The 13,149-nt window shown below is 46.6% G+C and carries 8 protein-coding genes; 2 read left to right on the forward strand and 6 right to left on the reverse strand.

What is annotated here, in order from left to right:
* Positions 1-13: 13 nt before the first annotated feature.
* The 6 genes from mlaE to LZT21_RS01355 form a co-directional block, all read right to left on the reverse strand.
* Positions 14-817 (reverse strand): lipid asymmetry maintenance ABC transporter permease subunit MlaE, encoded by an 804-nt coding sequence (mlaE, locus tag LZT21_RS01330; RefSeq protein ID WP_233923256.1) that lies wholly within the window; start codon positions 815-817, stop codon positions 14-16.
* The gene (locus LZT21_RS01335) at positions 817-1,674 is read right to left on the reverse strand and encodes an ABC transporter ATP-binding protein (RefSeq protein WP_233923257.1); all 858 of its coding nucleotides are present in this window, start codon (positions 1,672-1,674) and stop codon (positions 817-819) included. The genes mlaE and LZT21_RS01335 overlap by 1 nt, the downstream gene beginning before the upstream one ends.
* A 7-nt stretch (positions 1,675-1,681) precedes the next feature.
* On the reverse strand, positions 1,682-3,145 hold the full coding sequence (locus tag LZT21_RS01340) for a glutamate synthase subunit beta (protein ID WP_233923258.1): 1,464 nt from the start codon (positions 3,143-3,145) through the stop codon (positions 1,682-1,684).
* 30 nt (positions 3,146-3,175) lie between these two features.
* A complete protein-coding gene (locus tag LZT21_RS01345) occupies positions 3,176-7,918 on the reverse strand; it encodes a glutamate synthase-related protein (protein WP_370634747.1) in 4,743 nt (1,580 codons plus the stop codon).
* A gap of 158 nt (positions 7,919-8,076) precedes the next feature.
* Positions 8,077-8,763, reverse strand: a complete 687-nt coding sequence (locus tag LZT21_RS01350) for a transposase (RefSeq protein ID WP_233923260.1) — start codon at positions 8,761-8,763, stop codon at positions 8,077-8,079.
* A gap of 15 nt (positions 8,764-8,778) precedes the next feature.
* Positions 8,779-11,118, reverse strand: coding sequence for a penicillin-binding protein 1A (locus tag LZT21_RS01355; RefSeq protein ID WP_233934854.1), 2,340 nt, complete (start codon positions 11,116-11,118; stop codon positions 8,779-8,781).
* A 99-nt stretch (positions 11,119-11,217) separates the two neighbouring features.
* Here LZT21_RS01355 and LZT21_RS01360 point away from each other — a divergent pair, with 99 nt between their 5' ends.
* Together LZT21_RS01360 and LZT21_RS01365 are read left to right on the forward strand one after the other, a co-directional pair.
* Positions 11,218-11,952: a hypothetical protein gene (locus LZT21_RS01360; RefSeq protein WP_233934853.1), complete on the forward strand. Its 735-nt coding sequence runs from the start codon at positions 11,218-11,220 to the stop codon at positions 11,950-11,952.
* On the forward strand, positions 11,949-13,103 hold the full coding sequence (locus LZT21_RS01365) for a type II and III secretion system protein (protein ID WP_233923263.1): 1,155 nt from the start codon (positions 11,949-11,951) through the stop codon (positions 13,101-13,103). Before LZT21_RS01360 ends, LZT21_RS01365 begins: the two co-directional genes overlap by 4 nt.
* The last annotated feature ends 46 nt before the right edge of the window (positions 13,104-13,149 follow it).

A 13,149-nucleotide genomic window follows, 5' to 3' on the forward strand; every position in this document is an offset into this window, starting at 1 on the left:
TTCCCTCAATATTTCAATTCGAAAACATCAATGCGGTTAGCAAAAAATCAAGCGCTAGGACGGTCAAGGAAGATAGCACCACTGTGCGAGTCGTGGCGCGCGAAACGCCCTCTGGAGTTGGCTTAGCCTCGTACCCTTGATACAAGGCAATAAAGGTGACAGCCACTCCAAAGACAAGGCTTTTAATAAAACCATTACCAATATCGCTAAATAAATCGACGCCACCTTGCATCTGTGCCCAAAATGCACCGGTATCTACCCCAATTAACGGTACTCCAACTAAATAGCCGCCAAAAATACCGACAGCAGTAAATATGGTCGCCAAAATCGGCATTGCAATCATTCCGGCCCATAAGCGAGGTGCCATCACGCGCCGCAAAGGATCAACCGCCATCATTTCCATCGCCGTTAATTGTTCGCCTGCTTTCATGAGACCAATTTCAGCCGTTAATGAAGTGCCTGCACGCCCAGCAAAAAGCAGGGCCGTAATGACTGGGCCAAGCTCGCGCGTTAAAGATAAAGCCACCAATAGGCCCAGTGCTTGCTCTGAGCCATACCGGTTTAAGGTGTAATAACCTTGCAAGCCCAATACAAAACCCACAAATAAACCCGAGACTGCAATGATGACAAATGAATGGTTACCAAGAAAAAGAATTTGATCTAAAACTAAGCTGGGCCTACGCAACAGCGAGCCAGAACGTAACAAAATGGCCAAAAACATGCGCGTAGCGTAACCAAGGTCGGTAACATTTCTACGTATAAAAAACCCCAGGTCAGCAAAAAAATCGAGGGTTTTGTGAAGCGCTAAATTCGCCATTACACCCTCATCTCAAAATCATCTTGCAAACTCAGTCCAGGATAATGAAATGGCACTGGGCCATCGGGTGAAGCGTCCAAAAATTGGCGTACAAAGGGATCAAGCGAATGACTTAACTCTGCTGGCGTGCCTTCAGCGCCAATTTTGCCATTGGCAATGAAATACACATAGTCTGCAATTGCAAAAGTTTCTTCGACATCATGAGTTACTAAGAGGCTAGTGGAACCAAGTGCATCATTTAAATTACGAATTAAGCGTGCCGTAATCCCCAATGAAATTGGGTCTAGTCCGGCAAATGGTTCGTCATACATAATTAGTGGTGGATCTAGTGCGATGGCACGCGCTAAGGCAACCCGCCTTGCCATGCCGCCCGAAATTTGCGCCGGCATTAAATCACGAGCTCCACGTAAGCCCACAGCATTTAATTTCATCAGCACCAAGGTCTGCAGTAATGCTTCATTTAAGTCAGTGTGTTCACGCAAAGGAAAGGCCACATTTTCAAAAACACTGAGATCGGTAAAAAGTGCGCCGAATTGAAAAAGCATCCCCATCCGTCTGCGGGCGTGCATCAATTGCGCTGTGCTTAGCTTGCCGATATCTTGGCCTTCAAATATAACTTGGCCACGCTGCGCGGTATATTGACCACCAATTAAACGTAAGATGGTCGTCTTACCGCAACCTGAGCCGCCCATTACCGCAACGACTTGGCCACGCTTAAATTCCATATTTAAACCAGACAAAATTTGCCGCTCGCCTAGATTGTAGGAAAAATCAACGCCCCGAATGGCGACCACCACTTCTCCTGCAAAGCTTGAAGCTAAGGGTTGAGAGAGTGAGGGGGATAAACCTTTATGCATGCTGGCATTATCGAGGCAAAACGGAAGAGCCCATTAGAAACTCATCCACCGCACGCGCGCATTGGCGTCCTTCACGAATCGCCCAAACCACTAAAGATTGTCCGCGGCGCATATCGCCGGCAGCAAACACTTGTGGAATGTTCGTGTGATAGGCCTTTTGCCCATCTACAGTAGCTTTAGCGTTACCGCGTGCATCTTGCTCAACCCCAAATGCAGCCAGAATTTGCTGGGCGGGCGAAACAAAGCCCATTGCCAAAAGAACTAAATCGGCTTTGATTTCAAACTCTGAGTTGGGCATTTCGGCCATCTTGCCATCTTGCCACTCTAAGCGCACGCCAATTAATTTTTCTACTTTACCGTTTTTACCTTCAAAGCGTTTGGTTGCTACCGACCAATCACGCTCACAGCCTTCTTCATGTGAAGATGAGGTGCGTAATTTGGTCGGCCAATAGGGCCAAACTAAGGGGGTATTTTCGCGCTCAGGTGGTTGGGGCAAAAGTTCGAATTGGGTCACGTTTTTAGCCCCGTGTCGATTCGATGTGCCCACACAATCCGAACCCGTATCGCCGCCGCCAATCACCACAATATGCTTATCCGTAGCCCGAATTTCATTCGTACTATCACCAGCAACTTCTTTATTTTGCGGAATTAAAAATTCGAGCGCGTAATGAATGCCACTTAATTCTCTGCCTGGTACCGGCAAATCGCGCGGCTGCTCGGCGCCCCCCGAAATAATGACCGCATCAAATGTAGCAAGTAATTCTGCTGGATCTATAGTCTTGCTTGAGTAATTTTTAATTTTCTCGTGCAGAGCCTCTTTACCAACAAAAACGCTAGTTTTAAATACGACGCCCTCGGCTTGCATTTGTTCGACACGCCGATCAATGAGCCATTTTTCCATTTTAAAATCTGGAATGCCGTAACGTAATAAGCCGCCTACCCGATCATTTTTTTCATAGACGGTAACCTCATGGCCAACCCGAGCAAGTTGTTGCGCTGCCGCCATCCCTGCTGGGCCAGAACCAACAATTGCAATGCGCTTACCTGTTTTGTGTTTAGCTGGCTGTGGCTTAACCCAACCATTTTCCCAGCCTTTATCAATAATGGCGTGTTCAATAGACTTAATGCCAACCGGCGCGCGATTGATTGTTAGGGTGCACGCAGCCTCGCACGGCGCTGGACAAATACGTCCAGTAAACTCAGGAAAATTATTGGTTGAGTGCAAAACATCAAGCGCATTTTGCCAATCACCACGAAAAACTAAATCGTTAAAATCGGGGATGATATTGTTTACGGGGCAGCCGTTATTGCAAAAGGGAATGCCACAATCCATGCAGCGCGCGCCTTGCACTTGCGCCTCTGCGTCCTCTAAAGCCAGCACAAACTCTTTGTAATGATGAATGCGTTGCGTTGGTGCCTCGTAGGTCTCATTGACCCGCTCGAATTCCATAAAACCCGTAACCTTACCCATAACCCCTGTGTTCCTTTTCTTTACACTTACTTAAGCAGTAATTAATTTGTCTTGATTTTCTGACTTCAGCCAGAGCTCACCTAAAGCACGCTTATATTCGGTGGGCAACACTTTAATAAAGCGGTTACGCGCTTGCTCCCAGTCGGCCAAAATGGCTTTGGCACGCTCAGAACCCGTGTGGCGGAAATGCTGCTCAACCAAGCCTTTTAAAATCACCTCATCGCTTACGCGCTCGCCACCATCTTTCACATCGCTTGGCGCATGCCACTCTGACTGCGGCATTTGCGCAATTTGCTCTGCGCTGGTTAACACTTTCTCTAAGGTGACCATGCTGGTATTGCAACGCTTCTCAAATAAGCCATCTTCATCATAGACATAAGCTATACCGCCGCTCATGCCAGCAGCAAAGTTACGCCCCGTTTGACCCAGGACCACCACCGTCCCGCCAGTCATATACTCACAGCCGTGATCGCCTGTGCCTTCAACTACTGCTGTAGCCCCTGAATTACGCACTGCAAAACGTTCACCTGCTACGCCATTAAAAAATGCTTCGCCACTAATGGCGCCATATAAAACGGTATTGCCCACGATAATATTTTTTGCAGAATCGCCACGGAATTCATGGGGAGTACGTACAATAACGCAACCTCCCGACAAACCTTTGCCAACATAGTCATTGCCATCGCCAACTAAATCTAGCGTAATTCCGTGCGCCAAAAATGCGCCAAAACTTTGGCCCGCTGTGCCGTTCAACTGAATATGGATCGTATCCTTGGGCAAACCTTCATGCCCATGGTGTTGTGCTACTTCACCCGAAAGCATCGCACCCACAGTGCGATTGACGTTACGCACTGGCACGATAAAGGAAACCTTTTCACCACGCTCAAGAGCAGGCTCGCTTTTTTCAATCAAAATATGGTCAAGTGCGCTACCCAAATTATGATCTTGCTTTAATACTTGATATCGCGGTACATCAGCAGGGACCCGCGGAGCAGCAAATATTTTGCTGAAATCTAAACCACGGGTTTTCCAGTTCTCCACACCCTTACGCGTATCGAGCAAATCTACTCGCCCAATCAGATCATCAAATTTGCGAATACCAAGTTGGGCCATTAATTCACGTGCTTCTTCCGCAATATAAAAGAAGAAGTTCACCACATGCTCGGGCTTACCTGCAAACCGTTTACGCAATTCAGGGTCTTGGGTAGCGACGCCAACGGGACAGGTATTTAAATGACACTTGCGCATCATGATGCAGCCCTCAACAACTAAGGGCGCCGTTGCAAAACCAAATTCATCCGCGCCTAACAATGCGCCAATCACGACATCCCGACCCGTTTTCATTTGACCATCAGCCTGCACGCGTATTCGGCTGCGCAAACGATTCAATACTAAAGTTTGCTGGGTTTCAGCCAAACCCAATTCCCACGGTGAGCCGGCGTGCTTAATAGATGACAATGGCGAAGCCCCTGTGCCACCATCATGACCGGCAATGACCACATGATCGGCTTTCGCTTTAGCGACACCAGCAGCAACCGTACCAACACCCACTTCAGAAACTAATTTGACTGATACATCAGCGGCAGAATTCACATTTTTTAAATCATGTATTAGCTGGGCGAGATCTTCAATCGAATAAATATCATGGTGTGGTGGCGGTGAAATTAAGCCTACACCAGGCACGGAAAAGCGCAAGTTGCCAATGTAATCCGATACCTTACTACCTGGCAATTGGCCCCCCTCACCAGGCTTTGCGCCTTGAGCCATCTTAATTTGCATTTGATCTGCACTACGCAAATATTGGGCGGTTACACCAAAACGACCTGAAGCGACTTGTTTAATTTTAGAGCGCAATGAATCACCCTCTTGCAGTGGAATGTTGGCCTCCACCACATCACTGCCAAGAATACTGGCGAGGGTTTCGCCTTTTTTAATTGGAATACCCTTTAGTTCATTAATATAGCGATTGGGGTCTTCTCCACCTTCACCCGTATTTGATTTTCCACCAATCCGATTCATGGCAATTGCTAAGGTGGCATGAGCCTCGGTCGAAATCGAGCCCAATGACATTGCGCCCGTTGCAAAGCGTTTAACAATTTCTTTAGCAGGCTCTACCTCATCGAGTGAGATAGCCTTGGCTGGATCAATTTTAAATTCAAATAAGCCCCGCAAAGTCATTTGCCGCTTACTTTGATCATTAATGATGTTGGCGTACTCTTTATAGGTTTGATAGCCTTTTTCTGGCCCAATGCGGGTTGCGTGCTGCAGCTTGGCAATCGTATCAGGCGTCCACATGTGGTTTTCACCGCGAATCCGATAAGCATATTCTCCGCCAGCTTCGAGCATATTAGTTAAGACTGGGTCATCACCAAATGCAGCTTGGTGCATCTGTAAAGCCTCTTCGGCTACCTCAAATACCCCGATGCCACCGACATTAGATGAGGTGCCCTTGAAATATTGGTTGATTACCTCTTGATTTAAACCAATGGCCTCAAAAATTTGTGAGCCGGTGTACGACATATAGGTTGAGATGCCCATTTTGGACATCACTTTTTGTAATCCCTTGCCAACTGCCTTTACAAAATTCTTGATCGCCTTTTCGGCCGATAAGTCTCCAGGAAGACCCTGAGCCATTTGCGCTAAAGTTTCCATTGCAAGATAAGGGTGGATTGCTTCAGCGCCATAACCCGCTAATAAAGCAAAGTGATGGGTTTCGCGTGCACTGCCCGTTTCAACGACCAAGCCAACACTAGTGCGCAAACCTTTTTCAACTAAATGCTGATGAATGGCTGACGTTGCTAACAATGCAGGTATGGCCACATGATGTTGATCTACCTGACGATCGCTAACAATTAAGATGGTATAGCCTGAACGCACAGCATCAGCCGCCTCGGCACACAGTGACGCTAGCCGCGCTTCAATACCAGCTTTACCCCAGGCGGCTGGATAGCAAATATCCAATTCGTAAGAGCGAAACTTACCATTAGAGTAATGCTCAATGTGACGAATTTTAGTGATGTCAGCGAAATCAAGAATCGGTTGACTCACTTCTAAGCGCATAGGCGGATTAATATTATTGGTATCCAATAAATTGGGCTTAGGACCAATGAACGATACCAATGACATCACTAGATTTTCGCGAATAGGATCAATCGGCGGATTAGTTACCTGCGCAAATAATTGCTTAAAGTAGTTATAAAGTGATTTATTTTTATTTGATAACACCGCCAAGGGGCTATCGTTACCCATCGAGCCAATGGCTTCCTCGCCGGCGCTAGCCATTGGAGCCATTAAGTATTTTAAATCTTCTTGGGTGTAACCAAAGGCCTGTTGGCGGTCGAGTAATTTCGCGATAGGTCGAATGACGCGTTTTTCGTCAAGGCGATCGCTTGCACTTACGGTAACCTCGTCTAACTTAATGCGTACTGCATCAAGCCAGCTTTTATAAGGCTTTGCTTTAGCAACCGCGTCTTTTAACTCAACGTCTTCAATAATGCGGCCCTGTTCCATATCAATCATGAACATTTTGCCGGGCTGTAAGCGCCACTTATGAACAATCTTGCTTTCAGGTATTGCTAATACTCCAGCCTCGGATGCCATGATGACAAGATCATCGTCGGTTACGTAATACCGTGCGGGGCGTAAACCGTTACGATCAAGGGTTGCGCCAATTTGACGTCCATCGGTAAATGCCATCGCTGCTGGACCATCCCAAGGCTCCATCATCGAGGCATGGTACTCATAAAAAGCCCGCCGATTGACGTCCATCAAATTGTGTTGTTCCCAAGCTTCAGGAATCATCATCATCATGGCTTGCGCCATAGGATAGCCAGCCATTACTAGTAATTCAAGGCAGTTATCAAAACAGGCTGTGTCCGATTGCCCCGGATAGATTAGTGGCCATAATTTTTGTAAGTCATCCCCTAATACGGGTGAACTAATTGCGCCAGTGCGCGCATTAATCCAATTGACATTCCCTTTTACGGTATTAATTTCGCCATTGTGCGCAATCATGCGGTAAGGATGAGCTAACTCCCAAGCAGGAAAGGTATTCGTTGAAAAGCGCTGATGCACTAATGCCAAGGCTGAAACGGTACGTTCATCAGTTAAGTCTTGATAGTAGGCTCCAACTTGGTTGGCTAAGAGCAAGCCTTTATAAACAATGGTACGAGCCGACATCGAAGTGACGAAATATTCTTTACCATGTTTTAAATGTAAATCTTGAATTGCATGGCTAGCTGTTTTGCGAATAACGTACAGCTTACGCTCAAGGGCATCAGTCGTCATAATGTCGCGCCCACGCCCAATAAAAATTTGCCGAATGACGGGCTCGGTTTTTCTCACCGTCGGTGACATGGGCAATTGAACGTCTACTGGTACATCACGCCAACCTAATACCGTTTGTCCTTCAAGACGTACTGTCCGCTCTAATTCCTGTTCACAGGCCAACCGGGATGCGTTCTCTTTAGGTAAAAAAATCATGCCGACGCCATACTCGCCTAAGGGCGGTAGAGTTACACCTTGTAAAGCCATTTCATCCCGATACAGTTGATCGGGTATTTGAATCAAAATGCCAGCGCCATCACCCATCAGCGGATCAGCGCCAACTGCGCCACGATGATCTAAGTTCTCGAGGATTTTTAATCCCTGCGTGATGATATCGTGGGATTTTTTGCCTTTGATATGCGCCACAAATCCTACGCCACAGGCATCATGTTCATTTTGTGGGTCATAAAGCCCTTGTTTAACAGGGCGTAATTCAGTTGTCATCATCATCAATCTCGCGGTGGAGCTTAAAAAATTAGCAGCATTACTAGTTGGGAGAAACTAATATAGGGGAATACCCCTTTAGATGCAATAGAAATAAAATGACTCTGTCCCAATTAACGAATAGACAGTACGTTCATTTTAGCTTATTGGGGACAGATTCGTTAAATTCTCTGCCTAGGGCGCCCACGTGGCCGAATTTGTACCACGTCTAAGGGACTCTTAAAAAGTTGCATAGCCGTTGCCTGAGAAATCCAAGGCTTTGATTTCAATAGGTATTCTGTTATTTCTAGGTCTTCACGGTGGGGGGAGCCCTCCTGTACAAAGTGCTGCCAGGCTAATTGCCGTTCAAATGGAGTATTTCCTAAGGCCCAAAAGCTGGAATGGTCGACTAACCATGGCTCTACCTTTTCTCCAGTATGGCTAAGGTAGCTAGTCCAACTAGAAGCGGCGGGGCTTGATTCATAACCAGCCCGAACAGGATTTAATTCTAAATACCGTTGGCAACGTAAAAAATGTTCAGCGTCAATGAGTGAAGAACGGTATCGCCCTTCCCAAATTGTTCCAGAGCGATTTTGCTGCTGATTGCAGTATTGAGCATACCTGCGACCTAAGGACTGCATGGTTTTTGCTAGGGAATGCGCATGCTGGGGGGTTAAAAGACAATGTAGATGATTCGGCATTAAAGCAAATGCATGCACCGTACACCCAAATTCTTTAGCCGCTTCGCGTAACCAATCTAAGTAAATGCGGCGATCTGCCGAATTAAAAAAAAGCGTTTGGCGATTATTACCTCGAGCCATGACATGCATAGCTTGACCTGGAATCACGATGCGTGCTTGACGGGCCATAATTCAGGTCGTCAACTAGTTGAGTTGGCGAATACCACCCTGCGGAGCAAATTCAGGAATAAACCAATCGCCATCAAATTGCGTTACGCCATCTGGGACAACGCGCGCCTCTTCTGGTGAGCCTCTTAGTGCCGTGGTCATATATGAAATCCAAATTGGTAAGGCAAGGCCGCCGCCGGTTTCCCGATCACCCAAACTCGCAGGCTTATCAAAACCAATCCATGCAATTGCCACGACTTTTGGGTTATACCCTGCAAACCAGGCATCATGTGAGTCGTTAGTCGTACCTGTTTTGCCAGCTATATCAGTTCGTCCTAATTTTGCTCGTGCACTTGCAGCAGTGCCAGTTTTAGTTACCTCTTGCAACATGCTATCAATCACAAATGCCGTTCTCGCATCTAGCACTCGCGTGCCACTTTCATGCACCCGCACGGGTTGAGCCTCAAATAACACCACCCCTTTGTTGTCGATCATTTTGTCAATTAAAAAAGGGTCCACTCGATAACCCCCGTTGGCAAAAACACTATACGCTGCTGCCATTTGTAATGGGGTAACTGAGCCTGCGCCCAAAGCTAAGGTTAAGTAAGGTGGGTGTTTTTCTGGCTCAAAACCAAAACGCTGAATATATTCCTGCGCATACGAGGGGCCAATAGTGCGTAATAGGCGCACCGAAACTACGTTTTTGGATTTTGCTAAGGCAGTACGCAAGCGCATCAGCCCCTCATACTTCCCATCATAATTTTTCGGCTCCCAAGCTTGACTGCCGGTTTCTAAAATACCAATCGAAATCGGCGCATCATTAACAACGGTGCTGGGTGAAAATCCTTTTTCAAGTGCTGCGGCATAAATAAAGGGCTTAAACGAGGAGCCTGGTTGGCGCATTGCCTGTGTCACATGATTAAATTGCGTACGATGAAAATCAAAACCGCCTACCAAGGATAAAATTGCGCCAGTTTCTGGATTCATCGATACGAATGCCGCTTCAACTTGTGGAAGTTGGGCCAACTTCCACATGCCATCTTCAGCTAACAAGCGCACTATCGCTCCAGGCCGTAAGCGCTTCTTGGGCTGTGCGCTATCAGTGAGTGTGGCTAAGGCTAGTTTCATGCCGTCGCCTTTGATTACAATCACATCTCCCGTCGCAATCATCACCTCAAGCTCTTTAGGCTTGACTGCCAATACCACGCCTGACTGAAGCTCATCGAGCGGTGGATGCTCAAGCAAAGCATCATCAATGGCCCGTTGGCGCTTTAAATTATCTACTGGCAATTCAATAAAGCCCTCGGGACCACGATAAGCGTGCCGTAAGTCATACTCAAAAATACCTCGGCGCACTGCGCGGTAAGCCGCATCTTGATCAGCTTTTAAAAGTGTCGTGTACACATCTAAGCCTTGGGAATAAATTGCCTCACCATATTGGGCAAATAAAATTTGTCTTACCATTTCCGCAGCGAAATCAGCGCGGGTTCTAAATTCATTACCCAAGCCCCGCACGCGTAATTCCTCCTTCATCGCTTTATCGTATTCTGCGGGAGTAATATAGGATAAATCGCGCATCCGTTGCAAAATATATTCTTGGCGCGCTTTCGCACGACGATAATTAGTAACTGGGTTATAGGCTGATGGCGCCTTTGGTAAGCCGGCCAACATCGCTGCTTCGGCAATGCTAATTTCATGAATATCTTTACCAAAATAAATTTGCGCCGCGCTTGCAAAACCATAAGCGCGCTGTCCCAAAAAAATTTGATTCATATAAATTTCAAGAATTTTGTCTTTACTCAGCTCAGCTTCAATTTTCCAGGCCAATAAAACTTCATAAATTTTGCGGCTAAAGGTTTTTTCATTTCCCAAGAAAAAATTTCGGGCAACTTGCATGGTTATAGTTGACGCACCTTGTGCCAAGCGGCCACGCAAATTAGCTAGTCCGGCACGCAACACTCCGAAATAATCAACTCCGCCATGGGAATAAAAACGATCATCCTCTATTGATAAGACCGCATTTTTCATTTGTTGCGGCATTTGATTTAGTGGCACTAACTTACGTCGCTCTTCGCCAAACTCACCAATTAAGACTTTATCTGCGGTATAAATTCGCAAAGGCACTTTAGGGTTGTAATCCGTTAAAGCGGAAATACTCGGTAAATTTGGCTTGGCCACAATAAAAGCGTAAGCCAACAGCAAGCTCAGTAAAATTGCCAAGACCAGCCCCAGAATTAATAAGGCTTTCACGAGCGGGCTACGAATCGCGGTCCAAAAAGAATGACCTCCGGAGTTCAAGCGAGGGCGAATCGTGCCGCTGGGCTGATTGCGTGCATTTGGCTTCAGGGGCGGCCTGTCTTGAGGGGTTTGTGCCATAAGCTTGAATTATAAGAGCCATGCCTAAATCGGCTTATTCCTACGCGTCTTTAAGCCTATGTTGCTAGATTTAGGAAAGAGTTTAGAAAAGAATAGGGGGTGCCGATACGTAAAATTACTTCCCAATCTTTTGATGCCATTTTGAGCGTGCTGGGTGATGATCCAGTCATGCAGAATCCAGTGACTTCAAGCCCGGAACCTGAGCTATCTGCTCGCCAGCAAAATAAACTGGCTGCCGAGGCCGCACCAGCCGAAGCCAAGCACAGCCTTGGCCTTCAGCCGCCAGCACAAATACGCCACACCTTCGCCAAACCAGTCCAATGGATACCAAGTTTAATTGGCCTTGTATCCTTTGGTGCATTAGCTTGGACAATTAGCGCACTCATTGCTCTAGAGCAGAACACGCATTCCCAATTTGGCTTACTGGAAGCGCAAATCAATCGACTCAAGCAAGCCCTAACAGAACAAGAAGACACTGCAAGCAATTATCATGCGGAACTCAGCGAGCAACTCGACCAGATTTATACCGCACAACTTAGTGCAGGTTCTCGCAGTATTAAATCTGCTCATAATCCTATGCGCCAAGAAGCGCTGGAGCTCAACCGTAAATTAAAAGCGGAAGAGGCCACCTTAAGTCAGTGGCGATATTTAGGCATGAGCACCGCTGGTCAAGGTACGGTAGCTTTTTTTCACACTGGTGATAAAACCCTATCCTTAGCTCTTCATACTGCGGTACTAGGGACATGGGTCTTAAGCGAAATTAGGGCAGAGCATGCCAAACTTACTGCAGCCACTGGACAGGTTGTCACGCTTAAATTAAAGCGTCAGCCATGAGGCTCAAGACCCACTCCTTTCGTAGCTACGCACGGCTCTGTTTAGCGCTATGGTTTTTATGGCTGCCGCTGCTCACACCAACTTATGCAGACTCATCGTTAACTGGGACCTCAACTAGCCCACAGAAGATAGCGCAGGCGGCTCAAGCAAAAACCATTAGCCTACATTTTGCCAATATTGAAGTCAGTACCTTACTCAAAGAATTGGCACGACTTGGGCAAACGAATTTTTTAATTAGCGAATCGATTCAAGGCACGATTTCAGTTGATTTGCAGCAGATTCCATGGGGTAGTGCGGTGCAATCAATCTTAGCTAGCAAAGGGTTGAGCATGCTAAGGCATGGCGATATTTTCTGGATTGGCCCCTACGCTGAAATTAATGCCTTTCAAAAACACCGTCGTGAAGATGCAGCCTTACCATTTGGGGGTGACCACGCACAGAGCCCTAAACAAATTTTAATCGAAGCCAGAATCGTTGAAGCTGATGACCGCTTTGCTCGTGATCTGGGTGCTAAGCTCAGCTTTCTGGGTGAAGGAGCGAGTTCGCATTTGAATCCTAAAATGAGCTCGGGTTTTGATTTAGCGGCCAATGGCTTAAATGGATTTAGTCCCGTCAGTGCCGCTGCCACTCTTTTATCTAAAAATGCTAGCCAGCTTTTACAGGCTGAACTTTCTGCGCTTGAAGCTCAAGGCCAAGGCAAAGTTATTTCGAATCCCCGCATCATGACCTCAGATCAAGTCAAAGCAACAATTGAACAGGGCACTGAATTACCTTATCAAGTTTCAACCCAAAGCGGCAGTAAATTGCAATTCCGTAAAGCAAATCTGCGTCTTGAGGTCATTCCTAAAATTCATCCTGATGGCATGATTTCGATGTTAGTTGGCATTACTAAAGACACCATTGGCATGAAAACTGAACAGGGCTATGCCATTGATACGAAAACGCTAAGCTCAGAAGTAACTGTAGAAAATGGGGGTACTGTCATTATTGGTGGAATTTATCAAACCATTGAGCGAGAAGACATCGTTAAGGTGCCCTTGCTTGGTGATATCCCCATTTTGGGCCATTTATTTAGGCATAGCGCCAAACTACACGATAAAAAAGAGTTGCTGGTTTTCTTAACCCCCACCGTCCTGCCCAAACCCTTATAAAATCAGGATGTGAACTCCTTATTAAACAAATCTAACAATATTTTCT

Source organism: Polynucleobacter sp. IMCC 30228 (assembly GCF_021395205.1).
Lineage (GTDB): Bacteria > Pseudomonadota > Gammaproteobacteria > Burkholderiales > Burkholderiaceae > Polynucleobacter.

Excerpts from the sequence above, each read along its gene's own strand:
- LZT21_RS01335 (WP_233923257.1), bottom strand. The coding sequence starts at position 1,674 with ATGCATAAAGGTTTATCCCCCTCACTCTCTCAACCCTTAGCTTCAAGC.
- LZT21_RS01355 (WP_233934854.1), bottom strand. The coding sequence starts at position 11,118 with ATGGCACAAACCCCTCAAGACAGGCCGCCCCTGAAGCCAAATGCACGC.
- LZT21_RS01340 (WP_233923258.1), bottom strand. The coding sequence starts at position 3,145 with ATGGGTAAGGTTACGGGTTTTATGGAATTCGAGCGGGTCAATGAGACC.
- mlaE (WP_233923256.1), bottom strand. The coding sequence starts at position 817 with ATGGCGAATTTAGCGCTTCACAAAACCCTCGATTTTTTTGCTGACCTG.
- LZT21_RS01350 (WP_233923260.1), bottom strand. The coding sequence starts at position 8,763 with ATGGCCCGTCAAGCACGCATCGTGATTCCAGGTCAAGCTATGCATGTC.
- LZT21_RS01345 (WP_370634747.1), bottom strand. The coding sequence starts at position 7,918 with ATGATGACAACTGAATTACGCCCTGTTAAACAAGGGCTTTATGACCCA.
- LZT21_RS01365 (WP_233923263.1), top strand. The coding sequence starts at position 11,949 with ATGAGGCTCAAGACCCACTCCTTTCGTAGCTACGCACGGCTCTGTTTA.